This window comes from Amycolatopsis sp. NPDC051102 (assembly GCF_040682815.1).
GTDB lineage: Bacteria > Actinomycetota > Actinomycetes > Mycobacteriales > Pseudonocardiaceae > Amycolatopsis.
Map to the genome: position 1 here is coordinate 235,905 of NZ_JBFBBT010000007.1, position 26,212 is coordinate 262,116.

The 26,212-nt window shown below is 70.3% G+C and carries 26 protein-coding genes and 1 tRNA gene; 18 read left to right on the top strand and 9 right to left on the bottom strand.

Annotated elements, in window-relative coordinates:
• Positions 1-55: 55 nt before the first annotated feature.
• Positions 56-1,297, bottom strand: coding sequence for a DUF3662 and FHA domain-containing protein (locus tag AB0M93_RS21990; RefSeq protein ID WP_364276020.1), 1,242 nt, complete (start codon positions 1,295-1,297; stop codon positions 56-58).
• Positions 1,298-1,427: 130 nt separating this feature from the next.
• On the opposite strand from AB0M93_RS21990, the gene AB0M93_RS21995 reads away from it, so the two are divergent.
• A tRNA-Leu gene (locus AB0M93_RS21995) sits at positions 1,428-1,510 on the top strand.
• Between the two features lie 178 nt (positions 1,511-1,688).
• On the opposite strand, the gene AB0M93_RS22000 is transcribed toward AB0M93_RS21995, so the two are convergent.
• Positions 1,689-2,420 carry a trypsin-like serine protease gene (locus AB0M93_RS22000; protein WP_364276021.1) on the bottom strand — a complete coding sequence of 244 codons (732 nt, stop codon included), beginning with the start codon at positions 2,418-2,420 and terminating at the stop codon, positions 1,689-1,691.
• A 116-nt stretch (positions 2,421-2,536) separates the two neighbouring features.
• Complete coding sequence (locus AB0M93_RS22005; RefSeq protein WP_364276022.1) at positions 2,537-2,911, bottom strand: FKBP-type peptidyl-prolyl cis-trans isomerase; 375 nt, start codon at positions 2,909-2,911, stop codon at positions 2,537-2,539.
• A gap of 142 nt (positions 2,912-3,053) precedes the next feature.
• Between AB0M93_RS22005 and AB0M93_RS22010 the strand changes: the two genes are divergently transcribed.
• Positions 3,054-6,272, top strand: a complete 3,219-nt coding sequence (locus AB0M93_RS22010; protein WP_364276023.1) for a penicillin acylase family protein — start codon at positions 3,054-3,056, stop codon at positions 6,270-6,272.
• A gap of 45 nt (positions 6,273-6,317) precedes the next feature.
• Here the strand turns inward: AB0M93_RS22010 and AB0M93_RS22015 are convergent, their stop codons facing one another.
• Positions 6,318-7,313, bottom strand: coding sequence for a helix-turn-helix transcriptional regulator (locus tag AB0M93_RS22015; protein ID WP_364276024.1), 996 nt, complete (start codon positions 7,311-7,313; stop codon positions 6,318-6,320).
• Positions 7,314-7,415: 102 nt separating this feature from the next.
• Here AB0M93_RS22015 and AB0M93_RS22020 point away from each other — a divergent pair, with 102 nt between their 5' ends.
• Entirely contained in the window at positions 7,416-7,766 is a 351-nt protein-coding gene (locus AB0M93_RS22020) for a hypothetical protein (RefSeq protein WP_364276025.1), read from the top strand.
• Positions 7,767-7,768: 2 nt separating this feature from the next.
• Here the strand turns inward: AB0M93_RS22020 and AB0M93_RS22025 are convergent, their stop codons facing one another.
• Positions 7,769-8,359, bottom strand: a complete 591-nt coding sequence (locus tag AB0M93_RS22025) for a phosphoribosyltransferase (protein WP_364276026.1) — start codon at positions 8,357-8,359, stop codon at positions 7,769-7,771.
• A 383-nt stretch (positions 8,360-8,742) separates the two neighbouring features.
• Here AB0M93_RS22025 and AB0M93_RS22030 point away from each other — a divergent pair, with 383 nt between their 5' ends.
• The 4 genes from AB0M93_RS22030 to AB0M93_RS22045 all read left to right on the top strand — a co-directional run bounded on the left by AB0M93_RS22030 (position 8,743) and on the right by AB0M93_RS22045 (position 12,060).
• On the top strand, positions 8,743-9,615 hold the full coding sequence (locus AB0M93_RS22030) for a DNA-processing protein DprA (RefSeq protein ID WP_364276027.1): 873 nt from the start codon (positions 8,743-8,745) through the stop codon (positions 9,613-9,615).
• A gap of 30 nt (positions 9,616-9,645) precedes the next feature.
• Positions 9,646-10,686 carry a PLP-dependent transferase gene (locus AB0M93_RS22035; protein ID WP_364276028.1) on the top strand — a complete coding sequence of 347 codons (1,041 nt, stop codon included), beginning with the start codon at positions 9,646-9,648 and terminating at the stop codon, positions 10,684-10,686.
• 61 nt (positions 10,687-10,747) lie between these two features.
• Positions 10,748-11,491 carry a hypothetical protein gene (locus AB0M93_RS22040; protein ID WP_364276029.1) on the top strand — a complete coding sequence of 248 codons (744 nt, stop codon included), beginning with the start codon at positions 10,748-10,750 and terminating at the stop codon, positions 11,489-11,491.
• On the top strand, positions 11,488-12,060 hold the full coding sequence (locus tag AB0M93_RS22045; protein ID WP_364276030.1) for a class F sortase: 573 nt from the start codon (positions 11,488-11,490) through the stop codon (positions 12,058-12,060). The genes AB0M93_RS22040 and AB0M93_RS22045 overlap by 4 nt, the downstream gene beginning before the upstream one ends.
• Here the strand turns inward: AB0M93_RS22045 and AB0M93_RS22050 are convergent.
• Both AB0M93_RS22050 and AB0M93_RS22055 read right to left on the bottom strand, forming a co-directional pair.
• Positions 12,046-13,086: a patatin-like phospholipase family protein gene (locus tag AB0M93_RS22050; RefSeq protein WP_364276031.1), complete on the bottom strand. Its 1,041-nt coding sequence runs from the start codon at positions 13,084-13,086 to the stop codon at positions 12,046-12,048. The genes AB0M93_RS22045 and AB0M93_RS22050 overlap by 15 nt on opposite strands.
• A 54-nt stretch (positions 13,087-13,140) precedes the next feature.
• Entirely contained in the window at positions 13,141-13,884 is a 744-nt protein-coding gene (locus AB0M93_RS22055) for a FadR/GntR family transcriptional regulator (protein ID WP_364276032.1), read from the bottom strand.
• Positions 13,885-13,950: 66 nt separating this feature from the next.
• Between AB0M93_RS22055 and AB0M93_RS22060 the strand changes: the two genes are divergently transcribed.
• The 11 genes from AB0M93_RS22060 (at position 13,951) to AB0M93_RS22110 (ending at position 23,904) form a co-directional block, all read left to right on the top strand.
• Entirely contained in the window at positions 13,951-15,441 is a 1,491-nt protein-coding gene (locus tag AB0M93_RS22060) for an ABC transporter substrate-binding protein (RefSeq protein ID WP_364276033.1), read from the top strand.
• Positions 15,438-16,382, top strand: coding sequence for an ABC transporter permease (locus AB0M93_RS22065; RefSeq protein ID WP_364276034.1), 945 nt, complete (start codon positions 15,438-15,440; stop codon positions 16,380-16,382). The genes AB0M93_RS22060 and AB0M93_RS22065 overlap by 4 nt, the downstream gene beginning before the upstream one ends.
• Positions 16,382-17,188: an ABC transporter permease gene (locus AB0M93_RS22070; RefSeq protein WP_364276035.1), complete on the top strand. Its 807-nt coding sequence runs from the start codon at positions 16,382-16,384 to the stop codon at positions 17,186-17,188. Before AB0M93_RS22065 ends, AB0M93_RS22070 begins: the two co-directional genes overlap by 1 nt.
• Positions 17,185-17,916 (top strand): ABC transporter ATP-binding protein, encoded by a 732-nt coding sequence (locus tag AB0M93_RS22075; RefSeq protein ID WP_364276036.1) that lies wholly within the window; start codon positions 17,185-17,187, stop codon positions 17,914-17,916. The genes AB0M93_RS22070 and AB0M93_RS22075 overlap by 4 nt, the downstream gene beginning before the upstream one ends.
• A complete protein-coding gene (locus AB0M93_RS22080; RefSeq protein WP_364276037.1) occupies positions 17,913-18,683 on the top strand; it encodes an ATP-binding cassette domain-containing protein in 771 nt (256 codons plus the stop codon). Before AB0M93_RS22075 ends, AB0M93_RS22080 begins: the two co-directional genes overlap by 4 nt.
• The gene (locus AB0M93_RS22085) at positions 18,676-20,088 is read left to right on the top strand and encodes an aldehyde dehydrogenase family protein (RefSeq protein WP_364276038.1); all 1,413 of its coding nucleotides are present in this window, start codon (positions 18,676-18,678) and stop codon (positions 20,086-20,088) included. Before AB0M93_RS22080 ends, AB0M93_RS22085 begins: the two co-directional genes overlap by 8 nt.
• A complete protein-coding gene (locus AB0M93_RS22090; RefSeq protein WP_364276039.1) occupies positions 20,085-20,840 on the top strand; it encodes an SDR family NAD(P)-dependent oxidoreductase in 756 nt (251 codons plus the stop codon). Before AB0M93_RS22085 ends, AB0M93_RS22090 begins: the two co-directional genes overlap by 4 nt.
• Positions 20,841-20,850: 10 nt before the next feature.
• Positions 20,851-22,236 carry an amidase gene (locus tag AB0M93_RS22095; protein WP_364276040.1) on the top strand — a complete coding sequence of 462 codons (1,386 nt, stop codon included), beginning with the start codon at positions 20,851-20,853 and terminating at the stop codon, positions 22,234-22,236.
• A gap of 79 nt (positions 22,237-22,315) precedes the next feature.
• Positions 22,316-22,837: a sigma-70 family RNA polymerase sigma factor gene (locus AB0M93_RS22100; protein WP_364276041.1), complete on the top strand. Its 522-nt coding sequence runs from the start codon at positions 22,316-22,318 to the stop codon at positions 22,835-22,837.
• A complete protein-coding gene (locus AB0M93_RS22105; protein ID WP_364276042.1) occupies positions 22,830-23,675 on the top strand; it encodes a CU044_5270 family protein in 846 nt (281 codons plus the stop codon). The genes AB0M93_RS22100 and AB0M93_RS22105 overlap by 8 nt, the downstream gene beginning before the upstream one ends.
• Positions 23,676-23,727: 52 nt before the next feature.
• A complete protein-coding gene (locus tag AB0M93_RS22110; RefSeq protein ID WP_364276043.1) occupies positions 23,728-23,904 on the top strand; it encodes a hypothetical protein in 177 nt (58 codons plus the stop codon).
• Here the strand turns inward: AB0M93_RS22110 and AB0M93_RS22115 are convergent.
• Entirely contained in the window at positions 23,901-24,758 is an 858-nt protein-coding gene (locus tag AB0M93_RS22115) for a CoA ester lyase (protein ID WP_364276044.1), read from the bottom strand. The two genes, AB0M93_RS22110 and AB0M93_RS22115, sit on opposite strands and share 4 nt — an antisense overlap.
• Positions 24,755-25,825 (bottom strand): CoA ester lyase, encoded by a 1,071-nt coding sequence (locus AB0M93_RS22120; protein ID WP_364276045.1) that lies wholly within the window; start codon positions 25,823-25,825, stop codon positions 24,755-24,757. Before AB0M93_RS22120 ends, AB0M93_RS22115 begins: the two co-directional genes overlap by 4 nt.
• Between the last annotated feature and the right edge of the window lie 387 nt (positions 25,826-26,212).

The following is a 26,212-nucleotide window of genomic DNA, read 5'->3' on the forward strand; positions in this document are numbered from 1 at the left end:
ACGCCGCGGTCCCCCCGCACGTCAATTCTGCGGGAACAGTATTCCGTGTCCCGAGTCAGCCCTGTGTACGGAACACGAGGGACGAGTGACCCACCCGGATGACGTCGCCGTCGGCGAGCTGCCAGGTCTGGACCGGCGTGCCGTTCACGGTCGTGCCGTTGGTCGAGCCGATGTCCGCGAGCGTCGCGCTCTGACCGTCCCAGGTGATCTCCAGGTGGCGGCGCGAAACACCGGTGTCCGGGAGGCGGAAGTCCGCGTCCTGGCCGCGGCCCACGACGTTCCCGCCCTGCTTCAGCGAGTACGTCCGGTTGGAGCCGTCGTCCAGCTGCAGGCTCGCCGCGAGCTGACGGCCCGGCGCCGGCGGGGCGTAGCCACCCTGCTGGCCGTACGGGTCCGCGGCCGGGGCGCCGTACGCCTGCTGCTGGCCGTACTGGTCGTAGCCGCCCTGCTGCTGGCCGCCGTACTGGTCGTAGCCGCCGCCCTGGGGCTGGCCGTAACCGCCCTGGTCGTAGCCGCCCTGCTGGGGCTGGGCGTAGCCGGCCTGGTCGTAGCCACCGCCCTGCGGTTGCCCGTAACCGCCCTGGTCGTAGCCGCCCTGCTGGGGCTGGCCGTAACCCTGGTCGTAGCCGCCCTGCTGCGGCTGGGCGTAGCCGGCCTGGTCGTACCCGCCCTGGTGCTGCTGGCCGTACTGGTCGTAACCACCGCCCTGCTGCGGCTGGCCGTACTGGTCGTATCCACCCTGCTGGCCGTAACCCTGGTCGTACCCGGGCTGCTGGCCACCCTGCTGTCCGTAGCCGTACTGGCCCTGCTGGCCGTACGGGTCACCCTGGTCGTATTGGCCGTAGCCGGGGGGCTGGCTCATTGCTGGGTCTCCTGCGTTGCTGGGTCGTGCCGACCGCGGTGAACCGGCGCCTGAGGGGCGGGCGTCGGGATCGACGGACGAACGGGTCTTGAACTGTCCAGTATGCAGCGCCTCGTTGCGCTCGAGTGATACGACGACGTCACCATAGGTGTCCAGGCCCTCGGCGGCGAGGTGTTCCGCCACCGCCTTGGCCAGCACCTGGGTGACGCGTTGCTCGTCACCGGCCATGCGCTCGTGGTCAGCCGTCCCCAAGGACACGATGTAGTGATTCGGGGCGAGCTGCCGACCGCCTGCCAGCTCACGAACGTTCTCCTCACTCTCCCGCTCCAGGGCGATCGCCACTTCCTGCGTGACGACGTTGCCACCGAACATGCGCGCGAAAGTGTTCCCCACCAGGTTCTCGAGTCGCCTGTCGAATCGTTCGGCGCGGCCCACCGGGGAAAACCTCCTCACACGTGTGCTTCCGCACCGATCCTATCCGGGTGAGCCAGCCTCTACACGGCCCCCGGTGAAAGCCGTTCAAACGACCTGCTAGTCTTCTCCTCGCTGCCGCAAGGAAGCACTCGGGCGAGTGGCGGAATGGCAGACGCGCACGGTTCAGGTCCGTGTGTCCGAAAGGACGTGAGGGTTCAACTCCCTCCTCGCCCACGCTGTTCAAGGGCCCCGATCGCTGGCGCGATCGGGGCCCTTTCCCGTTGTCCTTGTGTCTCCCGGGGGGCCGAGCCCCCCGGACCCCCCACGGTGCCTTCCCTCACCTTCCAGCGTGGTTTGGGGAGGCTGTGGGGAAGCTGTCGTGGGCTACGTCACCCGTTCGCCGTGGGCGAAGTTAGGCCGTGTGGGTGGTTAGCCAGTCGGCTATGACGTCTGCTCGGCTTGTTGTTTCGATGCCTGCGTGGGGGCAGTCCGGGCCCGTTGCCTCCAGGGCGACCAGCTCGGTGTCCGTGAAGTAGGGGGCGCCCGAGTCGTATGTGCACGCGCTCGTCGTGATCTCCGGGGCCGCGCCGCGGACGCCGATCGTGGTCGGGTCGACCTTGGCGATCGCCACCGTGCCCTGCTGCATCCTTGCCGCCGGTTTGGGGTCCTTGCCCGTCAGGCTGCCCCAGCCCGCCAGCGTCAGCTGCTGGCCGACCTTCGGGGCCGCGCGGTGCACCGCCAGCGGCGTCACCACGGTCACCGGGGAGTCCAGGCGGATCAGGGCGACGTCGTTCTCCTTGGCCTGGAGGACCTCGGTCGCCCTGCGGGCGATGCCCGACTCGGTTTCCTCGTCCGTCAGGCCCAGCGTCACCGTCGTCGGGTACGGGATCTTGCCCGAGACACGGTCGCGGTGGGCGTCGTGGAAGCAGTGGCCGGTCGTCACGACCCAGGCGGGCGCGATCAGCGCGCCCGTGCAGTAGCTGCTGTACGTCGAGCCGTCCGGGCGCGGGATCTTCGTCATCGCGATCTTCGCGACGAACCCGTACTGCCCCGGTGGAACGTCGGAACCGTGGGCGACGGCCCAGGCGGCGGGAGCGGTGGAGATGGTCAGAACGGCAGCGGCGAGCAGGGCGCGCAGGCGCATTTCTCCCCTTCGTCGAATCGGTGGTCGACGTTCGACGTTAGGGCCGCCGCCGCGGGCGGGGAATTCCCTGGCCGGGCGTCACCCGGTGGTCCATCGGGTGACGCCCGGCCGTGGGGTCAGTTCACGCCGACCAGGTCGACGACGAAGACGAGGGTCTCGCCCGGCTTGATCACGCCGCCCGCGCCGCGGTCGCCGTAGGCCAGGTGCGGCGGGATCACGAGCTTGCGGCGGCCGCCGATCTTCATCCCGGCGACCCCCTGGTCCCAGCCGGAGATGACCTGGCCGGCGCCGAGGCCGAAGCGCAGCGGCTCGCCGCGGTTCCAGGACGCGTCGAACTCTTCGCCGGTCGCGTGCGAGACACCGACGTAGTGCACGGTGACGGTCTTGCCCGGCGTGGCCTCCGCGCCGTCACCGACGGTGATGTCGGTGATTTCCAGGTCGGCCGGCGCAGGTCCGTCCGGGCGGTCGATGAGGGGCTTTTCCAAGGTCATACGCCTCACCGTACCTACGCCCCCTCGGGCTGCGCCGATCGGACTACGCCCAAAGAGGGGAGAAACGCGAAAAGTCTTCACACTTGCCCTACTGCTCGGTAGCGTGCGCTTCGTCACTCTTCTGGACTGAGGGGAGCCCGGCATGCGACGACGCATCCGCGCCCTGACCATAACGGCACTGGGGGCCCTCGTGGCCGGGCTGACCCAGGTCGCCGTGTCCGCGCCGGCCGCGGAGGCGGCCCTGTCACCCGACGACTACTGCGGCGGGCAGTGCAACGACATCCTCCCGCCCGGCGAGCAGGGCAGCGCCACCCTCGCGGAAATCCTGGCGCACAAGCTGCTCGGCACCCGCCCGGCGCACTCGGCCGACCAGCTCGGGAAGTACGCCTCCCTCGCGGGCGGCTACAAGACGCTGACCACCGGCGCGATCAGCCAGTACTTCAACGACTCCTCCTTCGGCGTCCCGGCCGACCAGGTGGCGAGCACCTCGAAGCCGCGTGCGGACGTCACGATCGTGCGCGACAAGGCCCTCGGCGTCCCGCACATCACCGGCACCACCCGCGCCGGCACCGAGTTCGGCGCCGGGTACGCGGCCGCGCAGGACCGGCTGTGGCTGATGGACGTGCTGCGGCACGCCGCCCGCGGCCAGGTCACCTCGTTCGCCGGCGGCGCCGAAGCCAACCGCGAACTCGAGCAGCAGTTCTTCGCGAACGCGCCGTACACCGAAGCCGAGCTGCAGGCGCAGATCGACCGCACGGCCGCCAGCGGCCCGCGCGGCGCGCAGGGGCTCGCCGACGCGCAGGCCTACATCGACGGCATCAACAAGTACATCAGCGACTCCTACAACGGCCGGTACTTCCCCGGCGAGTACGTGCTGACCGGGCACGTCGACTCGATCACCAACGCCGGGTCGATCGACCCGTTCAAGCTGACCGACCTGGTCGCGCTGGCGTCGCTGATCGGCGCCGAGTTCGGCGCGGGCGGCGGCGGCGAGGTCCAGAACGCCATCGCGAAGCTCGCGATGCAGGAGAAGTACGGCGTCGTGCAGGGCGAGAAGGTGTGGCAGAGCCTGCGCTCGGAGGACGACCCCGAGGCGGTCAAGACGCTGCACGACGGCCAGACCTTCCCGTACGGCAAGACCCCGGCCAACGCGGTGGGCCGGGCCATGCCGGACAAGAACTCGGTGACGCCGCAGCCGCTGGTGTTCGACCAGACCGGCTCGGCCGCCTCCGCGACGCCGTCCACTGTGGACGTCGCCGCGCCCGCCGAGCTGGAACCCGCCCGCGGGATGTTCGACAACGGCGTGCTGCCGGCGAACATGCTGAGCGAGAAGCACGGCATGTCCAACGCGCTGCTCGTCTCCGGCGCGAAGACCGCCAGCGGCCACCCGGTCGCCGTGTTCGGCCCGCAGACCGGCTACTTCGCGCCGCAGCTGCTGCTGTTGCAGGAGCTGCAGGGCCCGGGCATCAGCTCGCGCGGCGCGGCGTTCGCCGGGCTGAGCATGTACACGCTGCTGGGCCGCGGCCAGGACTACTCGTGGAGCGCGACGACGTCGGCGCAGGACATCATCGACACCTACGCGCTGCAGCTGTGCGACCCGAACGGCGGCACGCCGACGAAGGACTCGAACTACTACACCTACCAGGGCAAGTGCGTCCCGATGGACACCGTGGAGGTCAAGAACGCCTGGAAGCCGACCGTGGCCGACGGCACCGCGGCGGGCTCGTACACCCTGCGCAGCTACCGGACCAAGTACGGGCCGGTGCAGAGCCGGGCGACCGTCGGCGGCAAGCCGGTGGCGTACGCGGCGCTGCGGTCGTCCTACTTCCACGAGGTCGACTCGCTGATCGGCTTCCAGGAGCTGAACGACCCGACCTTCGTCAAGTCCGCCGCGGACTTCCAGCGGGCCGCCGCCGACATCAACTTCACGTTCAACTGGTTCTACGCCGACTCGCGTGACATCGCCTACTTCAACTCCGGCGCCAACCCGGCCCGGCAGTCCGATGTGGACCCGAACATGCCGGTGTGGGGCGACCAGGGCCACGACTGGCAGGGCTGGAACCCGGCGGGCAACGTCGCGAACTACACGCCGGCGTCGCAGCACCCGCAGTCGGTCAACCAGGACTACTACGTCAGCTGGAACAACGCGCAGGCCAACGGCTACGCCGCGGCCGGGGCGGACAAGTCCGCCGTGCACCGCGTCGACCTGCTCGACGCGCGGGTGAAGCAGCTGATCAGCAGCGGCACCAAGGTCACCCGGGTCAACCTGACCCAGGCGATGGCGGACGCCGCACTGGCCGACCTGCGGGCCGAGCGCGTGCTGCCGCTGCTGCTGCAGGTGCTCGACAAGACGCCCACCACCGGCGCGGCCGCGGACGCCGAGGCGAAGCTCAAGACGTGGCTCTCGAACGGCCACCTGCGCAAGGAGACTTCGCCGGGTAGCAAGGCCTACGCCGACGCCGACGCCATCCGGATCTTCGACGCCTGGTGGCCGCTGCTGGTCCAGGCCGAGTTCAAGCCGTCCCTCGGCGACGACGCCTACAACGCGATGACCGGCGTGCTGGGCATCAACGAAAGCCCGTCCGGCTGGCAGAACGGCAACGGCCAGCACACCGGCCAGCCGCACAAGGGCTCGTCGTTCCAGTTCGGCTGGTGGGGCTACGTCAGCAAGGACATCCGGCAGGTGCTCGGCCAGCCGGTGGCCGGCCCGCTCGCGCAGACGTTCTGCGGCGGCGGCGACGTCACCGCGTGCCGCCAGGCGCTCGTCGACTCGCTGACCACCGCCGCCGGCCAGTCCGCGAGCACCGTCTACCCCGGTGACGCGAACTGCTCGGCCGGTGACCAGTGGTGCGCCGACTCGATCATCCACAACCCGCTCGGCGGCATCACGCAGGACAAGATCAGCTGGCAGAACCGCCCGACGTTCCAGCAGGTCGTCGAGTACGCCGCGCACCGCGGGGACAACATCGCGAACCTGGCGGCGACGAAGACGGTCAGCGCCACCAGCGCCGAAACCGGCTTCTACAACTCGCCGGCGGCCAACGCGATCGACGGCAACGCCTCGACCCGCTGGGCCAGCGACTGGAGCGACGACCAGGCGATCACCGTCGACCTCGGTTCGGTCCAGCAGGTCTCGCGGGTGATGCTCGCCTGGGAGTCGGCGTACGGCAAGAGCTACCGGATCCAGCTCTCCCCGGACGCGGCGCACTGGACGGACGCGGCAGTGGTGACCGACGGCGACGGCGGCCAGGACAACCTCGCCTTCGCCGCCACCCCGGCCCGGTTCGTCAAGATGCAGGGCGTCCAGCGCGGCACGAAGTACGGCTACTCGCTGTACGAGTTCGAGGTGTACGCGCACTGAGCCTGGCCGGGGCACTCGCGGACGCGTGAGTGCCCCGGCCTCCCGCTATTGGTGAACGGTCGGCTTCGCGACGTCGTGGATCAACACGGTGTAACCGACTGGCGTTTTTTCGCGGGCCAGTCCGGTCAACTCGAATTCGTTCACTGACGCACCAGGGATGCCGGCATCCCTGAGCGTTCTCGGCGGAACTCGTAGGCTGTCACCAGCCGAGGCGGTGTCGACCTCGGGAATCAACTGCGCGAGTCGGGCGAGTTCACGGTGCGCCAAGATCAGGACCGATATCGCTCGTTCCGCGGCGGTGCGTCTCAACTCCCACATCCGGCGGATCAGCATGAGGTGTCCGGACCGCGAGGGACCGTTCTCCTCGTGGCTCAGCGTGACCTGTATGTCGATCTCCGGCGTGGTCTCGTAGCGTAGGGACAACCGGCCGAGGGGGCCGGTCAGCAGCGACGCGAGTTCGACGGGCAGCCCTGCTGCCTTGAGCGCTGTCGCTGCTGCGTGGGTTGCCACCTGATCCGTAGTCAGATGGAGCGTTCCACTGGCGGCTTCGTCGGTGATCCACTCGGCCAGCTGGCGGGATGCGAGCGGCCAGGCCGGCTCGCCGCCGGGCTGGGTAGGCGAGTGGAAGACGGGGCTGCCGTTGCCTGGCCGCCACGAACCGAGCCAGCTGCGGTGCGCCAAAGGGAACAGCGTGCGCAGGTCGTCCGGATCGCAGTGCGCCAGGGGCGGCACGTCAAAGGCCAGCGCGAGGGAAAGAAGCATCGGCAGGGTGATCGCCCGACGACCGGACCAGACGTCGATGACAGTGCGATCGCCTCTTGTCTTACCGAGATGGTCCGCGACATCGGCGGCAGACAGGCTTGCCCCGTGTTGTGCCCGGATGCCGGCGATGAGTTGTTGCTGGGCGAACGCCGCCGCAACCTCGCCGGGATGCTGTTCCTCGTCGACGAGCCACCGTGGCTCACCGGTGAACGTCCGAGCTTCGGTGTACCGGATCGGAGGACCTTCGCCCGGTGGGCGGCCGCGGCGAGACTCGTTCATGGGCGGCTCCCCGGCGAGTCTTCGGCGTTAAAACTACGGCTGGTTGTATTTTAAATGCAGGTACTCGACAGATCCAGTGTGAACGTGGGGAGGGGAGTCCAGATGGATGTGCGGTTGCTGACCGATCAGCTCACGTCGTCCTCCTCGCTGCCCGGCGTCGCGTTCGTGGTGGCGCGGGAGGTCATCGAATCGGCCGTGCTGGATGGCATGGTCGACCAAGACGCCGCTGACGATCTGATGCGGGCGGCTGATCATTTGCAGGTCGCGGCCGCAGGCAACGCGATGTTGAGCGGTTATCCAGCTCTGATCGGGCACCTTGTTCACATCGCGGAGACTCGTTCTTTGCCCGACGACCGTATTTTGATCGAGGTCAGGTCGGCGCTGCGGGAACTCGTGAGGACGGTGCCGCGAGAAGGCTCGGTATCACCGACCGCCGACTACGTCGGTTTTTGACGTCAGCGTCGCCAGTTGCGAGCGGCGGTCAAGCCGAGCACGGTCGACGCGCCGGCCAGCCGGGCGGCCCGAGCCACGCTGCGCATGGTGTATCCGGTGTGGAAGACGTCGTCGACCACCAGGACTGCGAGGCCGCTGAGATCCCGCTCGACCACGAAGCAGTCGAGCAGTTCGGCCCGCTCCTGATCTGTCATCTTCTTCGCAGACTTCCGAAAACCTGGGCGGCGGCTCTTCGGTGAGATGCACGGTACCCGTGCGTGTCCGGCAACCGTGACGCCGATGCGGACGCTGGTAGCCAACTGGGCCGGGTCATGTCCGGGGACCGCCAGCACCAGGTCGATCGAGCGATACCAGGGGTGGGTCATCACTACGTCGGAGAGTAGTGCGGTGAGCCGCCTGCCTGCGTCGCTTACTTCCCCCTCGCCAAGAGCTTGGTACTTGACCGCGTTGACGAGCGATCCCACGGACGTGGGTGTCAGTCCAAGCTCACCGTTGACGGCCGGCCGGTAGTAAAAATCGAGGGCGATGACCGCGTCCAGATCTTCCGTTCTCCGCAAAGTCAAGACACGCTGGAGCATGTCGAGGACCGGCACCGGGTCGACTTCACCCGGGAGGCAAAGCCGATGTGTCCAGACCGGCGCGTGTTTTGGATACAGATCTACTTCTACGGTCCCAGGAAATGCCCGGATCACCTGACCTGTTGTCTCGTCTGATCCCCGCAGCAACAGTAGTTTCTTCTGCCCCACGTGTTCCCACGCCCAGTTCGCGAGGCAGTTACCTCGGGGGTCTGGATCGAAGATTCCGGACGACATGACGCTCAACAACCCTCCCGCTACTCAGTGTCGCGCAGCGCTGGCGTTAGGTGCGTGATCCGCGAGGGTGTGTCGAAGGGTGGACTCAATCGAACATGTGTTCTAGCTTGGTGTTCTGATGAGATAACGTCACAGTCCCCTGCAGCGGAGAGAGCGGCCGAGCCATGACGATCGAAGACGCTACTTCGGTTCGTGAGCTGGTGTTTGCTCTTCTGGCGCCACGTGCGGCAGGCGGCCCGCGACGCGCGGCGAAGGTCCTGCTCCAGTCGGGCCGCCGCAGCCTCGAAGAGCTGGTGAGTGAGCTTCCGTACGAGGAGCAAGCCGCTGCGGCCGAGCGGGCGGATCGTCTGCTGTCCCAGGGTGTGGGCGTACTTTTCTGTGATGATCCCGCGTACCCGGATCGTTTGCGGAGGGCCCCCGGAGCCCCACCAGTCCTGTACCACCTTGGCCCGATCGAGCTGCTCAGTCGTTCATCGATCGGGGTGTGCGGTTCGCGCAATGCGAGTGAAGCGGGGCTGCGTGCGGCCCGAGCCTGTGGTGAGGACGCAGCCGGGCTCGGCGTAGTAGTCGTTTCCGGATACGCAAAGGGCGTCGATACCGAAGCCCACACCGCTGCGCTGACGGCGGGAGGCGGCACTGTGGCCGTGCTTGCCGAGGGAATCCTCGACTTCCGGCTCAAACAGGCCTACCGCGAACTGCCTGACGAAGCACTGCAGCAGCTGCTGGTGATATCGCAGTTCCCCCCGCAGCAGCGATGGTCAGCGGGTGCCGCCATGACGCGTAACCAGGTTATCGTCGGCTTGGGAGACGCGGTCGTCGCTGTCGAAGCGGGTGAAACGGGGGGAACGCTCCGAGCCGGTGAAGCCGCGCTCCAATGTGGGAAGCGGTTGTGGGTACTCGGATTCCCCGGTGAGGATCCGCCGGGAAACCAGGCGTTGCTCGCCGCAGGTGGCACCCGGATCGCCGGTCGGACTGCACTGAGGACCGAGTTGCGGGACCTCTTGAGAGGACCCCATTCGCCGTCGCTGTTCGACTGAGTGCCCCGGCCGCCCATTACCGTGGGACGCATGGACGACTGGACGCCCCGCACCAAGGCCATCGCCACCGGCCGGCCGCACGGACCCGGTGAGCCGCTGAACACTCCGCTCGTCGCCACCAGCACCTACCAGGCCGGTGGCGATTTCGTGTACGCGCGCGGGGACGGGACGCCCACCTGGCACGCCCTCGAGGAAGCCGTCGGCGCGCTGGAAGGCGGCGAGGCGACGGCGTTCGCGTCCGGGGTGGCCACCCTGTCCGCGGTCCTGGATTTGCTGCCGGTCGGGTCGCGGGTCGTCGTGCCGACGTTCAGCTACGCCGTGACCCGCGGGGTGCTGGCCCACGCGCAGAAGCTCGGCAAGCTCGCCGTCACCGAGCTCGAGCCGACGGACACCGACGCCTGGGTCGCCGAGGCGGCGACGTCCGACCTGGTCTGGCTGGAGTCGCCGACCAACCCGACCCTCGACGTGATGGACATCGAGACCATCGCGGCCGCCGCGCGCGGCCGGGTCGTCGTCGACAACACCTTCGCGACGCCCTTGCAGCAACGGCCCCTGGACCTCGGCGCCGACGTCGTCGTGCACAGCGCGACCAAGCTGATCGGCGGGCACAGCGACCTGCTGCTGGGCATCACCGTGGCCAAGGACCCGGCCGTCGCGGCCGAACTGCGCGGCGCGCGGACCCGGGTCGGCTCGACGCCGGGCGCCCTCGAAGCCTGGCTCGCCCTCAGGGGTCTGCGGACCATGCCGGTCCGGCTCGCGGAGCAGTCCCGCACCGCCGCGCTGCTCGCGTCCCGCCTCCGCGAGCACCCCGCGGTGCAGCGCGTGCGCTACCCCGGCTTCGGGATGATGGTCGCCTTCGACCTGGCCGACGCCGAGACCGCGGACCGCTTCTGCGCGTCGGTCCGGCTGATCCGGTCGGCGACCAGCCTCGGCGGCGTCGAAAGCCTGGTCGAGCGGCGGGCGTGGCTGGCGGGCGAGGAGCGCGTGCCGCCCGGGCTGATCCGGTTCAGCGTCGGGTTGGAGGACCCGGACGACCTGTGGCGCGACCTCGCGTTCGCCCTCCCGGAGTAACGCGGACGGGTGAATCGTCGATAGTCGCGGCAGCCAGGTCAACCGCCGTTGGGAGTCACTCGTGGGTAGAACGCTGAGCCGGGTCGCGGGGATCGTGTCCGCGGGTGCGCTGATCACCTTCGCCGCCGCGCCGGCCGCGCTGGCCCAGACCGAGACGGAGACGACCACCGCGTCTTCGCCCTCCGAGACGGCCCCCGAGACGACGACGGCGCCGGCCACCACGACCGCGGAGAGCACGACGCCGGTCACCACCACGGAGGCCACCACCACGGCTCCGGCGACGACCGGGACCCCGCCGGCCACGACCCCGAAGACCACGACGACGACCACGGAGACGTCCGAACCGCCGAAGGACGAGTACCAGGACAACACCGGCGCCGGCTTCGTCGGCACCGGCGGTGAAGGCGTCCTGGTCATCGCCTGCGCGGCCGGGGCGCCCGGCAACGTGGCGACCCAGTATCTGAGCGTCACCGGCGGTCCGGACCAGGACGAGTCCGACGGCCGCTACTGGAACTACACCGTGCGCGTCGACAATGCCCCGGCCGGCACGACCACCGCGAAGTTCAGCTGGACCTGCGACGGCGTCGAAGGCAACGGCACCGTCGAGTTCCAGCAGGAGCAGCCGCCGGTGACGACGACCACCAGCAGCGCGGTCCCGTCGAGCACCGCGCCGATCACCACGGCGACCTCGGGCACGGCGACCACCACCACCTCCGCGCCGGCCGGCAACGCCGCCCCGAAGGCCCAGGTCAAGGTCGCGCCCAAGGGCGGGGTCGAGACGGGCTTCGGCGGCACGGCGGGATGACCGTCCGCCGGGCGGGCGCCGCGCTCGCCCTCGTCCTGACGCTGGCCGCCTGCGGCACGCCAGAGCCGAAGGCCGCGCCGGCGCCGGCGTCCGTGCCGGTGACCGTGCCGTTCAAGGGCCTGCGGCCGACGTCGGTGAAGATCCCGAAGATCGGCGCGGAGTCCAGCCTGCTCGCGGTGGCGGTCAAGACCGACGGCACGATCTCCGTCCCGTCGGTGCACACGCCGATGCAGGCGGCCTGGTACAAGCTCTCGCCGGTGCCCGGCGACGTCGGCCCGGCGATCGTCCTCGGGCACGTCGACGGCGACAAGAAGCCCGGCATCTTCTACAAACTGAAGGACCTCGCGCCCGGCGACGAGGTCGACGTCGACCGCAGCGACGGGAAGCACCTGAAGTTCGTCGTCGCCCGCGTCACGCAGGTCCCGAAGGACACGTTCCCGCGCGACGCCGTCTACGGCAACAGCGACAAGCCGGAGCTGCGGCTGATCACCTGCGGTGGCGCGTTCGACCACGCCGAGCACAGCTACAAGGACAACATCGTCGTCTACGCGAACCTAGCCGACGCCTGAGCCGGGGTACGGGAAGTCCTTCGGCGCGACCGCGGCCTGGTCGACCCACTTGCGCATGCCGGCGTCGCAGACCGCGTAACCCCAGTTGATCAGCTGCTCCTGCCGCTTCTCGGACGTCTTCGTCAGCCGCGTCTTCGTCTCGGCCAGCGCGTGGGTCTGCTCGACGGGCGCGGGCAGGGCGTCCGGCAGCTGGAAGTTCTCGATGTCGCTGTAGGTCGCCCAGTACGTGCCGGCGAACTGCTTGTCCTTGAACGCCTTCAGCAGCGTGCCGGTGCGCAGGCTGCGGACCTGGTTGTCCATCACGGTCAGCACGCGCAGCAGCTGCAGCGGCCAGCTGCGGTGCGGGTTCTCCTCGCGCTTCATCTTCTTGCCCGCGTCGCTGACCAGCACGATGGCGTGCTGGTTCTCGATCGGGTCGAGGCCGAGGTTGTCGTACACACCCGCGTCGCTGAGCACGATCTTGCGGCCGGACCCGAGCGGGTCGGGGATCACGACCGGGGACAGCATCGGCGGGAACGCCGAGGAGGCGGCGACCGCGGTCGACAGCAGCACCCGTCCGTTCGGGCCGGCCTCCCGGGAGAACCACCACAGCGTGCCGTCCTGCAGGTTGGTCGCGGTGAACACGAACCGGGGCCCGGTGGGGTCGAGGTCGGCGAGGCAGCAGTCGCCGAAGAGGTGCTTCGCGTAGCGCAGGGCCAGCTCTTCGCCCGCGCTGCGCCACGGGATGAACATCGCCTTCAGCGTCACCGGGATGTCGAGGTTGGTGCGGGCCAGCTTCCGGATCGGCTGCACGACCTCCTTGTCGAAGTTCTCCGCGACGCCGTCTTCGCCGAACCACAGCTTGCTCCATGCGTGCGCCAGCACGCCCGCGGCGATCGAACCGCCGGAAACGCTGGAGACGGTGGTCAGCTTCGGCAGCCAGCCCAGCTCGTTGAGGCGCCGGAGCGCGCCGGCGTGGAAGAGCATCGCGCGGTAGCCGCCGCCGGACAGGGCCAAGCCGACGCCGGCCCGTTTCGTGGAATCCATGGCCACCCCCAACTCGTGCGAGTGTAAGGGCAGTCGCGGGCCGTGCGGCCGCCGTTACCTCAGCAGCGGCGCGAGCAGCGGCCGCTGCCCGGCCGGGACGTATTCGGCGTAGTTGTCGTACAACGCCTGCTTGGCGAGCCGGGCCGCACCGCTGCCGTCGGCCGCGCGGATCGCGTCGAGCACCTCGGCGTGGTGCGCGAGCCACGCGCGCATCAGCGACGTCCGGTTGCTGGCGTGTTCGAGCTTGTCCTCGATCAGTTCCAGCACGACCCCGCGCACGACCTCTTCGCTGACCACCAGCAGCGGATTCCGGGAGATGCGGGCGATCACCTCGTGGAAGGCGACGTCGGCGCGGCTGAACTCGGCGTATCCGCGCGAGACGCCTTCGCGCATCGACTCCAGTGCCTCGTCGAGGCCGGTCAGGTCATCCTCGGTGCGGAGCTCGGCGGCGAGCAGGTGGGCCGAGCCGTCGAGGATCATCCGGAACTGCAGGAGTTCCGCGAGCCCGACGTGTTCGGCGCGCGCGAGCCGGTGCATCGAGCGGTGCAACGCGGCGGGCGAGGCGGCCAGCACCTCCGGGCCGCGCGGATCCCCGGGCCGCGACCGGATCATCTCGGCTGCCTGCAGCACGCGCAGCGCCTCCCGGATCGTCGAGCGGCCGACGCCGAACTGCGTCATCAGCTCGCGCTCGCTCGGCAGGCGTTCGCCCGGCTTGAGCGCGCCGCTGACCACGGCCTGCTCGATCTGCTCGACGACCCGCTCGTACGCGCGGACCGGAGCCACCGGTTCGAACCGCATCCCTTGACCTCGTCGTCCGCTCAGTGCAGGCTACTGGTCAGACCAGTGTACTTACCTGGAGGCCGAATGAAAGCCCGGATTCCTGCGGTGGCAGCGGCGCTGCTGCTGGTGGCGTCCGGCTGCTCGGCGGGCTCGTCGGCCAGCGTTTCCGCAGGTCCCGGCACGCTTTCCGTCGGCTTCACGGCCGAACCGGCGAACTTCGACTTCACCCGCACCGACGGCGCCGCCATCCCGCAGGCACTCCTCTACAACGTCTACGAAGGGCTCGTGAAGCTCGACGCGCAGGGCCGGGTGGTGCCGCTGCTCGCGAAGTCGTGGACGATCAGCCCGGACCGGCGCACCTACGACTTCCAGCTGCAGCAAGGCGTCAAGTTCAGCAACGGCGCACCCTTCACCGCCGAAGACGTCAAGTTCTCGCTGCTGCGCGTCAAGACCGCCTGGACGATCTCGATCAAGTCCACGATGGACGTCGTCGACCACGTCGACGTCGTCGCGCCGGACCACGCGCGGGTCGTGCTCTCGAAGCCGTCCAACGGCTGGCTGTTCAGCCTCACCAGCCGGCTCGGCGCGATGTTCAGCCCGACCGGCGTCGCCGACCTGGCGAACAAGCCGGTCGGCACCGGGCCGTTCGTCGTGGCGGCGCGCAAGCGCGGCGACTCCGTGGTGCTGAAGGAGAATCCCGCGTACTGGGGCCGGAAACCGGCGTACTCGACGGTGGTGCTCAAGTACATCAAGGACCCGACGGCACTGAACAACGCGTTGTTCAGCAACGGCATCGACGTCATCTCCGCGGTCACCGCGCCCGACTCGATCCCGCAGTTCCAGGCCGATGACCGGTTCCAGGTCGTCCAGGGCACCTCGAACAGCGAGGTCACGCTGGCCATGAACAACGCGCGTGCGCCGCTGAACGACGTCCGCGTGCGCCAGGCGCTGACGTACGCGATCGACCGGAAGGCGCTGCTCGACACGGCGTGGGCCGGCCGCGGCACGCTGATCGGCAGCATGGTCCCGCCGACCGACCCCTGGTACGAGGACCTGTCGAACGTCCATCCCTTCGATCCGGGGCGGGCCAAGGCGTTGCTGGCCGAAGCCGGTGCGACGAACCTGAGCCTGCGGCTGCGGATCCCGAACCTGCCGTACGCGGTGTCGGCCGCGCAGGTCGTCCAGTCCCAGCTCGCCGACGTCGGCGTGCGGACCACGATCGAGCCGCTCGACTTCCCGGCGGTCTGGCTGAAGCAGGTGTTCACCGACCACGACTACGACCTGTCGATCATCCAGCACGTCGAAGCCCGTGACATCACGACGTTCGGCAAGCCGAAGTACTACTGGGGCTACGACAGCAAGCGCGTCCAGCAGCTGCTCGCCGAGGCCGACAGCGGGACGCCGGAGCAGCAGGTCGCGGACATGAAGCAGGTGGCGCGGCAGCTGAACACCGACGCGGCCGCGGACTGGCTGTTCCTGTTCCCCAACGTGATCGTCGCGAAGGCCAAGGTCGGCGGGTTCGTGCAGAACCAGGTCAGCGAGTCGTTCGACCTCACCGGGCTGGCGCCGCGATGACCGCCAAAGTACTGCGCCGGGTGGCGATCTTCGTGGTCAGCGTGCTGGTCGCGTCGATCGTGGTGTTCCTGTTCATGGCCGTGCTGCCGGGCGACCCGGCGCAGGTCGCGCTCGGCGTCAACGCGACACCGGAGCTGCTCGCCAAGACCCGCGCGGAGTTCGGCATCGACCGCCCGCTGGTCACGCAGTACTTCGACTGGATCGGCGGCGTGCTGCACGGCGACTTCGGGCGTTCGTACGTGACGCGGGAGGTGATCGGGCCGCAGCTGCTCGACCGCCTCGGCGTGACGCTGTGGCTGGTCGGCGCGGGCATGCTGGTGGCGCTGGTGATCGCCGTGCCGGCCGGGACGTTCGCCGCGGTGAAGCACCGGAAGGCGGCCGGTGCGGGCGTTTCCGGGCTGTCGCAGATCGGCGTCGCGATCCCCGCGTTCCTCGCCGGGATCATCCTCGTGCAGGTCTTCGCCGTCCAGCTGCGCTGGCTGCCTTCGGGCGGGTGGACGCCGCCGGACCAGGACTTCGGCGAGTTCGCGCGCGGGCTCGTGCTGCCGGCGTTGTCGCTCGGGCTGGTGCAGGGCGCGGTGCTCACGCGGTATGTGCGTTCCGCCGTGCTCGACACGCTCGGGCAGGACTACCTGCGGACCGCGCGGTCGAAAGGCCTGCGCCCGGTACAGGCGCTGGTGCGCCACGGTCTCCGCAACGCGTCCGTCCCGGTGGTCACCGTGCTCGGGCTTCAGCTGGCGACGCTGCTGATCGGCGCGGTCGTCGTCGAGCGCGTGTTCGTGCTGCCGGGGCTGGGGTCGATGCTGCTGGACGCGGTGTCCGCGCGTGACCTGCTGACCGTGCAGGGGATCGTGCTGGTCCTGGTGGTCGGCGTGCTGCTGGTCAACTTCGTCGTCGACGTCCTCTACACCGTGCTCGACCCGAGATTGCGGGGTTCGTGATGCGCAGTCTGGTGCTGGGCGGGATTCTCGTCGGCCTGGTCGTGCTGGCCGCGCTGCTGTCGTTCCTGTGGACGCCGTTCGACCCGGTGAAGGTCGACGCGACCCACCGGCTGCTCGGCTTCGGCGCGTCCCACTGGTTCGGCACCGACAAGTTCGGCCGCGACCTGCTGAGCCAGCTCATGGTCGGCGCCCGCACGACGCTGTACGTCGGGGTCGTCGCCGTGGGCATCGCCGCGGTGATCGGCACGCCGCTGGGGATACTGGCCGGGATGTCGCCGCGGTGGCTCGGCGAGTTCGTCATGCGGGTCAACGACCTCGTGCTCGCGTTTCCCGCGCTGCTGCTGGCGATCATGTTCGGTGCGGTGTTCGGGGCGGACACGCTGACCGCGATGGTGGCGATCGGCATCGCGACCATCCCCTCGTTCGCGCGGATCGCCCGATCCGGGACGCTGCAGGTGATGAGCACCGAGTTCGTGCTCGCCGCCCGCGCCGGCGGCCGGTCGCGGGCGAACATCGCCCTGCGGCACGTGCTGCCGAACATCTCCGGCCTGCTGATCGTGCAGGCGTCGGTGTCGTTCGCGATCGCCGTGCTCGCCGAAGCGGCCCTGTCGTTCCTCGGGTTCGGGACGCGGCCGCCGACGCCGTCGTGGGGCCGGATGCTGCAGGAGTCCCAGGAACTCCTGACCGTGCAGCCGCGGCTGGCGCTGGTGCCCGGCATCGCGATCGCCGTCGCCGTCCTCGGCTTCAACCTCCTCGGCGACGGCCTGCGCGACCGCCTGGACCCCCGATTGGCGGCCCGCGTATGACGCTCTCGGTGCGCGGCCTCAACGTCTCTTCGCTGGTCCGGAACGTCTCGTTCGAGATCGGCGCCGGCGAGCGCGTCGGCCTGATCGGCGAGTCCGGGTCCGGGAAGTCGCTGACGGCGCTGGCGATCATGGGCCTGCTGCCCGAAGAGCTGCGCGCGTCCGGCTCGGTGGTCTTGAACGACCGCGAGCTGCTGGAAATGTCCGAAAAGGACCTTTCGCGGCTACGCGGCGACGAGCTGGCCATGGTGTTCCAGGAGCCGATGACGGCGTTGAACCCGGCCATGCGCGTCGGCCGCCAGGTCACCGAACCCGGCCGGATCCACGGACGGCGGCACCGCGCCGAGGACCTGCTGTCCGCGGTGGGCCTGCCGGGCACCGCCCGCGCGTACCCGCACCAGCTGTCCGGCGGCCAGCGGCAGCGGGTCGTGCTCGCGATGGCCCTGGCCAACGAGCCGTCCCTGCTGATCTGCGACGAGCCGACAACCGCCCTCGACGTCACGGTCCAGGCCCAGATCCTCACCCTCATCAAGAGGGCACTTTCACGTGAAAGTGCCCTCCTGTTCATCACGCACGACTTGGCGGTGGTTGCGTCGGTGTGCGAGCGCGTGCTGGTGATGCTGGACGGCGAGATCGTCGAAGCGGGCTCTACGCGTGAAGTGCTGACGCAGCCGAAGCACGCCTATACGCGCAAGCTCTTGGACGCCTCGGATCTGGAGGCCCGGCGATGATCATCGAAGTCCGCGACCTCGAACGCCGGTACGCGCGGCGAGATGTTCACGCGCTGCGCGGGGTCAGCTTCGACGTCGAGGCCGGGCAGCGGTTCGGCATCGTCGGGGAGTCCGGTTCGGGCAAGTCCACGCTGGTCCGGCTGCTGGCGGCGCTCGACAAGCCCACCGCGGGCACGGTCTCGTTCCAGGGCCGCCGCATCGACGACCTGCCCGAACGGAAGCTCGGCTTCCTGCGCTCGGAGCTGCAGATCGTCTTCCAGGACCCGATGGGCTCGCTCGACCCGCGCATGCGCGTGCGGGACATCGTTTCCGAACCGCTCGGCCGCCGGGACCCCGATCGCGTCGCCGAGCTCCTGGCCGCCGTCGGCCTGCCTGCCGATGCCGCCCAGCGCTATCCGCACCAGTTCTCCGGCGGCCAGCGGCAGCGGATCTCGATCGCCCGCGCGCTCGCGCCGAACCCGAGCGTGCTGATCGCCGACGAGCCGGTCAGCGCGCTCGACGTCTCCGTGCGCGGCCAGATCCTCGACCTGCTCGCGTCCCTGGTCGAGCGGTTCGCGTTGACGCTGATCTTCGTGTCGCACGACCTCGGCGTCGTCCGGCACGTCTGCGACCGGGTGGCGGTGATGCGCCGCGGCGAGATCGTCGAGCTCGGCGATGTTGCGCAGGTTTACGACGCGCCGCGGCACGAGTACACCCGGGAGCTCCTGGAAGCCGCGCCGAACCTGCGCGCGGAACTGGCCCGGCTGAGCGGAGGTGACGATGCCTGAGTACCCGGACGGCCTGCCGGTCGGCGGCGGCTGGGTGTCCACTGTGGATGCCGAAGAAATCGTTTTCCCGTACGACGGGAGCGTCATCGGCCGCGCGCCGGTCGGTACTCCCGAGCTGGCAACGCGCGCTGTGGACGAAGCTGTCGCCGTCGCGCGCGAAGTGGCTTCGCTGCCTTCGCGGGTTCGCCGGTCCCTGCTGAACGACGTCGCAGCCGCGGTGCGTTCTCGCCGCTCCGAATTCGAAGACCTGCTGGTGCTGGAGACCGGCAAGCCGCTGGTCGACTGCCGCGTCGAGGTCGCGCGCACGATCGTCACCTGGGAAGCCGCGGCCGAAGAGGTGTCGCGGCTGCACGGCGAGACCGTCCCGCTCGACCTGCTGCCCGCCGGCGACGGCCTGGTCGGGTTCTGGAAGCGCAAGCCGATCGGGGTCGTCGTCGGCATCGCGGGCTTCAACTACCCGCTGCTGCTCGCGTCGCACAAGATCGCCCCCGCGATCGCCGCGGGCTGCCCGGTGATCGTCAAGCCCGCGCCCCAGACGCCGTTGGCCACGCTCTGGCTGGTCCACCTCGTGCGCTCGCTCGCGCCCGTGCCCGCCATGGTCCAGCTGGTCACCGGGGACGCGGCCGTGGGCGCCGCGCTGACCACCGACCGCCGCATCGGCGCGGTGTCGTTCACCGGCTCGGCCGCGGTCGGCCACCGCATCGCCCGCGACGCGGCGCCGACGAAGACGTTGCTGGAGCTGGGTTCGAACGCGGCGCTCGTGGTTGCCGAAGACGCGGATCTCGAAGCCGCCGTGGACGCCGTGCTGCGCGGCGGCTTCTACGCGTCCGGTCAGGCGTGCATCTCGGTGCAGCGGGTGCTGGTCGTCGCGTCGGTGGCTTCGGATTTCACCGAACGGCTGTTGGCGCGGCTCGACGAGGTCGTCGTCGGCGATCCGCGGGACGAGAAGACGCGGGTGTCCGCGCTGATCGACCCCGCTTCCACCGACCGCGTCGCCGCGTGGATCTCGAAGTCCGGCGCTCGCCAGGTCGGCGGGGGAGTCGAGGGCACGGTGTTGCGCCCGACCGTCCTCCTCGACGTCCCGGACGGCGTCGAAGCCTGGGACGAGGAGATCTTCGGCCCGGTCGTCTGCGTCCGCACCGTGTCCGATGTGGACGAAGCGTTCGCCGCGGTCAACGCCTCCCGCTACGGCCTCCACGCCAGCGTCTACAGCCGCTCGCTGCACACGGCGTTCCGCGCGCTCGACGAGCTGGAGGTCGGGGGCGTCGTCGTCAACGAGGTGCCCGGCTTCCGCTCGGACACCATGCCGTACGGCGGCGTGAAGGACTCCGGCATCGGCCGCGAAGGGCCGCGGTTCGCCGTCGAAGAGCTGACCGTGACCAGGATGGCGGTGCTGCGGCCATGAACTACTCGACGTTGTTCCGGCTGGACGGCCGGCGAGCCGTGGTCCTCGGCGCGGGCGGCATCGGCCGCGAAGCCGCCCGGGCCCTGGCCGCGCACGGCGCTGACGTCGTCTGCGCGGACCGCGACCTCGAAGCCGCGCGCGAGGCCGGCGTCGGCGAGGCGTACGAGCTCGACCTGCTCGAACCCGGCGCGATCGACCGGGCCGCGAGCGACCTCGGGCCGCTCGACGTCGTCGTGCTGACCGCCGCGACGAACGTCCGCAAACGTTTGCTGGACTACACGCGCGAAGAGTTCGACCGGGTCATCGAGCTGAACCTCGGCGTGACGTTCGAGGTCGTCCGCGTGTTCGGCGCCGGCATGGTCGAGCGCGGCCGGGGCAGCATCATCGGCTTCTCGTCGATCCGCGGCACGACCGTCGAGCCCGGCCAGGGCCCATACGCGGCGACGAAAGCCGGGCTCGTCCAGCTGTTCCGGACGGCGGCCGCGGAGTTCGGGCCGGCCGGCGTCCGGGTCAACGCGATCGCGCCCGGCGTCGTCGAAACCCCGCTGACCGCGCAGATCAAGGCGAACCCGGAGTGGTACGACGCGTACGCGGCGAAGGGCGCGTTGGGACGCTGGGCGCGTCCGGACGAACTCGCCGGCGCTGTCGTGTACCTCGCTTCGGACGCTTCGTCGTTCGTGACCGGCTCAGTGCTCGCCGTGGACGGTGGCTGGACCGCCGTCGACGGCCGCTTCGAACCGCCTGCCTCGTGAAGGAGCGCTCATGACCGAGCTGCCCGACCTGACCGCCGTCGAGCTCGTGGCGCAGTACCGCGCGAAGACGCTCTCGCCGGTCGAGGTGACCGAAGCCGTTCTCGCCCGCATCGAAGCGCGAGAGCCGGAGCTGCACGCGTTGTACGCGTACGACCCGTCAGGCGCTCTCGACACCGCGAAGGCGTCCGAAGCGCGCTGGGGATCGGGCGAACCGCTGGGCGCGATCGACGGCGTCCCGCTCACGTTGAAGGAGAACATCGCGACCCGCGGCACGCCGGTCCCGCTGGGCACCGCGGCCACGGAGCTGGTCCCGGCCGCCGAGGACGCCCCGGCGGCCGCCCGCGTCCGCGAGTCCGGCGGCGTCCTGCTGGCCAAGACGACCATGCCGGACTACGGGATGCTGACGTCCGGGCTGTCGAGCTTCCACGCCACGGCCCGCAACCCCTGGCAGCCTTCGGCCACGCCCGGCGGCTCGAGCGCGGGCGCCGGCGCCGCGGCCGCCGCGGGCTACGGCCCGCTGCACGTCGGCACGGACATCGGCGGCTCGATCCGGTTGCCGGCGGGCTGGTGCGGCCTGGTCGGGCTGAAACCGAGCTTCGGGCGGGTGCCGGTCCACCCGCCGTTCCTCGGCCGCGTCGCCGGCCCGATGACCCGCACGGTCGCGGACACGGCGTTGCTGATGAGCGTGCTCTCGCGTCCGGACGAGCGTGACCACCTGTGCCTGCCGCCGGCCGAGTTCGACTGGTCGTCGCTCGATCTCGCCGTGGCCGGCCTGCGCGTCGGCCTGCAGCTGGAGTCCGGTCCGGGCCTCCCGGTGGACCCGGTGATCGCGGACGCCGTCGCCGCGGCGGCCCGCGCGTTCGAAGCCGCGGGCGCGATCGTCGAGCCGGTCGAGCCGTTCCTGACCCGCGAGATGCTCGACGGTCTCGACACGTTCTGGCGCACCCGTGCCTGGTCGGACACGGCGGCCCTGCCGCCGGAGCGCCGCGCGAAGGTCCTGCCGTACATCGCGGACTGGGCGGCGGGCGGCGCGGACGCGTCCGGGGTGGCCGTCTACCGCGGCTTCGCCCAGATCGACGTGATGAGCGTGGCCGCCCTGCGCGCGACCTCGGCGTTCGACTTCGTGCTGTCGCCGACCTGCCCGGTCGCGGCGCCGCCGGCGGAGTGGGCGTCCCCGACGAACGACCCGGCCCGCCCGTTCGAGCACATCGCGTTCACCGTGCCGTACAACATGTCCGGCCAGCCCGCGGTCTCGCTGAACTGCGGCTACACCGACGACGGCCGCCCGATCGGCCTCCAGATCGCCGGCCGCCGCTTCGACGACCTCGGCGTCCTCCGCGTCGCCGCGGCCTACGAGCGGCTCCGCCCGCCGCAGCGCCCCTGGCCAGTGGGGTAGGGAAGAAGTTCCGGACCTCCGGCGAAGTGGTGGTGTGACTGTCGCCGAAGGGAAGGAACCGCATGACAGAGGCAGCCCCGTGACGGCGGCCCCGGCGATCGGCCTCGAGCGGTTCACCGACGTGCACGACCGCCACTTCGCGGACATCTACCGCTACGTCGCCGGCCGGCTCGGCGCGCAGGCCGCGGAGGACGTCGCCGCGGAGACGTTCCTCGTCGCCTTCGACCGGCGGAAGACGTTCGACGCCGGCCGCGGCGACGTGCGTGCCTGGCTGTTCGGCATCGCGACGAACCTGGTGTCCCGCCACCGCCGCAAGGAGGCCCGGCACTACCGCGCCCTCTCGCGTCTCGACCCACGCGAAACCACCGAAGGGCCCGAGAACCGCGTCGTCGATTCAGTCGCGGCCGCGCGGGTGGGCAAGGCGCTGGCCCGCCTTTCCGCCGGTGAACGCGACGTCCTGCTGCTCGTCGCGCTCGGCGATCTCGGCTACGCGGAGGTCGCCGAAGCCCTCGGCATCTCCCCTGGCACGGTCGGCTCCCGGCTCAACCGCGCCCGCAAGAAGCTCAACCCCGTTCTTTCCCAGGAGGCTTCCGATGAATGACCTGCAGACCCTGCGGGCCGCGCTGGTGACGGCCGAGCCCGCCCAGGACGTCGTCGACCGGAGCCGGCACCGGCTGCAGAACCGGATGCTCGGCGCGCCCCGCCGCCGGGTTCGCCCGCTGGCGATCGGCATCGGTGTCGTGGCCGCCGCAGCCGCCGCCGCGGTGGTCGTGACGACCCTGCCCGCGACTCCGGCCCCACCGCCACCTCCGCAGGCGGTCGCGCCGGTCGACGCCGGGCAGCGGGTCCTGCTGGCGGCGGCCACCGTCGCCGAGCGCGCCGATGTCGGGACCGGCAAGTACTGGCACTCGACGACGAAGGTGGGCAAGGAAACCTGGGAGTACTGGAACACCGTCGACGGGCACGAGTGGTACCGCGACGCGAAGACCCACGGCAAAGCCGTGCCCCAGCCCCGCCCGCGGCCCATCCGCCTGAACGGCGACGACGACGTCACGATCAGCGGGATCCTGGCGCTGCCCGCGGATCCGGCGGCGCTGCGGAAGTGGCTCGTGGAAGGACTGACCCGGCACGGGATGCCCGCGAACCAGCGGGACACGGCGGTCCTCCAGTCGTTGATCGACCTGGTCTCCGTGGTGCCGTCACCCCCGGCGGTCCGGGCGGCGGCGTTCCGCGCGATCGCCGCCGACCCGGGCGTGCACGCGGCCCCCGACGGCAAGGGCGTCCAGCTCCCGGGCGGCGGCCGCCTCGTCGTCGACCCGGAGACCGGCCAGGTCGACGGGGCATCGGTGTTCCTGGGCCCGGACGGCAAACCGGCCACGGACACGAAGGGGCACACGTACGCGGTCAGTGCCGAGTGGACGGACGACCTGCCGAAGTGACCACATCGCTAGCCTGAGCCGTGCACATCCCGGGTTACCTGGACGGCTTCCGGTGGCGGGCCGGACCGGCCTGGCCGCCGACCTCATCGAGGGCTGGGGCTACTGGCCGTCGGCCACCTGGCGCGTCCACGACGGCGTCCGGTACGCCAACGGGCCTGCGAGCACCCGGGGTGTCGGCCGGTCCCGTGCCGAACTGGCCCTGCTGACCGAGGCGTTCCGCGCGGGCTAGGAACCCACCGCCTCGGCGAGCGCCAGCACCCGCCGCGCGTTGTCGACGTGCAGGTTTTCGATCATTCGGCCGTCCACAGTGACCACGCCCTTGCCGGCCGCCTTGGCTTCCTCGAAGGCCTCGATGATCCGCCGCGACCGGTCGATCTCCTCTTCGGACGGCGCGAAGATCCGGTTGCACGGCACCACCTGGGCCGGGTGGATCAGCGTCTTGCCGTCGAAGCCGTACTGGCGGCCCTGGACGCACTCCGCCTCGAACCCCTCGAGGTCCTTCACGTCGTTGTAGACGCCGTCGAGGATCACCTTGCCGGTGGCGCGCGCGGCCAGCAGGCACAGCGACAGCCCGCCGAGCAGCGGGCCGCGGCCCGGGACGAACTCCGCGTGCAGCTCCTTGGCCAGGTCGTTCGTGCCCATCACCAGCACGGTCAGCCGCTCCGACGCCGCCGCGATCTCCTCGGCGTGCAGCATCGCGACCGGCGTCTCGACCATCGCCCAGATCTTCGTGTGGTCCGGCGCGCCGCCGAGCTCCAGCGCGCGCTCGATGTTGTGCACTTCGGACGCCGAGTTCACCTTCGGCACGACCACCGCGGCGGGCCCCGCCGAGGCGGCCGCGCGCAGGTCGGCGTCGTGCCACTCGGTGTCCAGGCCGTTCACCCGGATCGTCACCTCGCGCTCGCCGTAGTTCCCGATGGCCGCGCACACGCGTTCCCGCGCCGCTTCCTTCGCGTCCGGCGCGACGGCGTCCTCGAGGTCGAGGATCAGCGCGTCCGCGGGGATCGTCTTGGCCTTCTCCAGCGCGCGCTCGTTCGCGCCGGGCATGTAGAGGACGGACCGCCTCGGCTTCAGCTCGGTCATCCGAGGACCTCCTTGGTGGCCGCGTCGTAGGCCGCGGCGAGTTCGGGGTCGTCCGCCGCCAGTGCGTCGGCCAGCTCCGCGACCACGCGGCACTGCTTCACCGACGCGTCGTCCTGCATCTTCCCGTCGATCATCACCGCGCCCGTGCCGTCACCCATCTCCGCGATGACGCGCCGCGCCCAGGCCACATCGGACGGCGAAGGCGAGAACACCTTCTTCGCGATGTCGATCTGCACCGGGTGCAGGCTCCACGCGCCGACGCAGCCGAGCAGGAACGCGTTGCGGAACTGGTCCTCGCACGCGACGACGTCGCGGATGTCCCCGAACGGCCCGTAGTACGGCAGGATCCCGTGCATCGCGCACGCGTCCACCATCCGCGCGACCGTGTAGTGCCAGAGGTCCTGCTGGTAGGTCGTCCGGCCCGCGTTCAGGTCGTCGCCGGTGGGGTCGGTCCGCACCAGGTAGCCCGGGTGCCCGCCGCCGACGCGGGTCGTCTTCATCCGGCGGCTCGCGGCCAGGTCTGCCGGGCCGAGCGAGATGCCCTGCATGCGCGGGCTGGCGCCGGCGATCTCCTCCACATTGGCCACGCCGCTCGCCGTCTCGAGGATCGCGTGCACCAGCAACGGCTTCGTCAGGCCGGCGCGTGCTTCGAGCTGGGCCAGCAGGCGGTCGACGTAGTGGATGTCCTGCGCGCCTTCGACCTTCGGCACCATGATCACGTCGAGCTTGTCGCCGATCTCGGTGACCAGCGTGATCAGGTCGTCCAGCACCCACGGCGAGTCCAGGCTGTTGACGCGCGTCCACAGCTGCGTCTTCCCGAAGTCGTTCGCCTTGGCGATCGCGACCAGCCCGGCGCGCGCCGCCTCCTTGCGGTCGGCGCGGACGGCGTCCTCGAGGTTGCCGAGCAGGACGTCGACCTTCTTCGCGATGTCCGGCACCTTGGCCGCCATCTTCTCGTTGCCCGGGTCGAAGAAGTGGATCATCCGGGACGGCGTCACCGGGATCTCCCGCACGGGTGCGGGCGCGCCCAGGGCGAGCGGGGCGAAGAAGTCCTTCGGGGAGCGCATCGGTCCTCCAAGGCGGCGGCTAAGTAACTCGCGGGTAACTTTAGTCCGGCGCGCGCGGGACCGCTGCGGCGCAAGTCACCGCCGTGTGGGTGACGGCGGACAACCGCAGCTCAGCGGCCTGCGTCCACTGTGGAACAGCGCCGGTTTGCGCCGAACGGGCTAGCCACAGCCGGGTGATCGTCGTTTCGCCCCTTCTGCGCGGGGTAATCGGATGCCGTCGGACGGTAATGCCACTCAACTCGCTCTCACTCGGTTGGCCGCACCGTTCGACCGAAGTCCGATGACCGCCTACCGACCGGTCATCGACCGCTGGCCGCCGCCGATCGCAGCCACTCGCACTACCCGGCGACGCCGCGCCGCCGCGCTGTTAGACAAGTGAGGTGCCGG

What these genes read in the sequence shown, in the direction of transcription:
- AB0M93_RS22120 (WP_364276045.1), bottom strand. Translation starts at nt 25,825, where the DNA reads ATGCGCTCCCCGAAGGACTTCTTCGCCCCGCTCGCCCTGGGCGCGCCC.
- AB0M93_RS22045 (WP_364276030.1), top strand. Translation starts at nt 11,488, where the DNA reads ATGACCGTCCGCCGGGCGGGCGCCGCGCTCGCCCTCGTCCTGACGCTG.
- AB0M93_RS22015 (WP_364276024.1), bottom strand. Translation starts at nt 7,313, where the DNA reads ATGAACGAGTCTCGCCGCGGCCGCCCACCGGGCGAAGGTCCTCCGATC.
- AB0M93_RS22055 (WP_364276032.1), bottom strand. Translation starts at nt 13,884, where the DNA reads ATGCGGTTCGAACCGGTGGCTCCGGTCCGCGCGTACGAGCGGGTCGTC.
- AB0M93_RS22105 (WP_364276042.1), top strand. Translation starts at nt 22,830, where the DNA reads ATGAATGACCTGCAGACCCTGCGGGCCGCGCTGGTGACGGCCGAGCCC.
- AB0M93_RS22065 (WP_364276034.1), top strand. Translation starts at nt 15,438, where the DNA reads ATGACCGCCAAAGTACTGCGCCGGGTGGCGATCTTCGTGGTCAGCGTG.
- AB0M93_RS22085 (WP_364276038.1), top strand. Translation starts at nt 18,676, where the DNA reads ATGCCTGAGTACCCGGACGGCCTGCCGGTCGGCGGCGGCTGGGTGTCC.
- AB0M93_RS22075 (WP_364276036.1), top strand. Translation starts at nt 17,185, where the DNA reads ATGACGCTCTCGGTGCGCGGCCTCAACGTCTCTTCGCTGGTCCGGAAC.
- AB0M93_RS22090 (WP_364276039.1), top strand. Translation starts at nt 20,085, where the DNA reads ATGAACTACTCGACGTTGTTCCGGCTGGACGGCCGGCGAGCCGTGGTC.
- AB0M93_RS22070 (WP_364276035.1), top strand. Translation starts at nt 16,382, where the DNA reads ATGCGCAGTCTGGTGCTGGGCGGGATTCTCGTCGGCCTGGTCGTGCTG.
- AB0M93_RS22035 (WP_364276028.1), top strand. Translation starts at nt 9,646, where the DNA reads ATGGACGACTGGACGCCCCGCACCAAGGCCATCGCCACCGGCCGGCCG.
- AB0M93_RS22010 (WP_364276023.1), top strand. Translation starts at nt 3,054, where the DNA reads ATGCGACGACGCATCCGCGCCCTGACCATAACGGCACTGGGGGCCCTC.
- AB0M93_RS22000 (WP_364276021.1), bottom strand. Translation starts at nt 2,420, where the DNA reads ATGCGCCTGCGCGCCCTGCTCGCCGCTGCCGTTCTGACCATCTCCACC.
- AB0M93_RS22115 (WP_364276044.1), bottom strand. Translation starts at nt 24,758, where the DNA reads ATGACCGAGCTGAAGCCGAGGCGGTCCGTCCTCTACATGCCCGGCGCG.
- AB0M93_RS22030 (WP_364276027.1), top strand. Translation starts at nt 8,743, where the DNA reads ATGACGATCGAAGACGCTACTTCGGTTCGTGAGCTGGTGTTTGCTCTT.
- AB0M93_RS22060 (WP_364276033.1), top strand. Translation starts at nt 13,951, where the DNA reads ATGAAAGCCCGGATTCCTGCGGTGGCAGCGGCGCTGCTGCTGGTGGCG.
- AB0M93_RS22005 (WP_364276022.1), bottom strand. Translation starts at nt 2,911, where the DNA reads ATGACCTTGGAAAAGCCCCTCATCGACCGCCCGGACGGACCTGCGCCG.
- AB0M93_RS22080 (WP_364276037.1), top strand. Translation starts at nt 17,913, where the DNA reads ATGATCATCGAAGTCCGCGACCTCGAACGCCGGTACGCGCGGCGAGAT.
- AB0M93_RS22095 (WP_364276040.1), top strand. Translation starts at nt 20,851, where the DNA reads ATGACCGAGCTGCCCGACCTGACCGCCGTCGAGCTCGTGGCGCAGTAC.
- AB0M93_RS22020 (WP_364276025.1), top strand. Translation starts at nt 7,416, where the DNA reads ATGGATGTGCGGTTGCTGACCGATCAGCTCACGTCGTCCTCCTCGCTG.
- AB0M93_RS22050 (WP_364276031.1), bottom strand. Translation starts at nt 13,086, where the DNA reads ATGGATTCCACGAAACGGGCCGGCGTCGGCTTGGCCCTGTCCGGCGGC.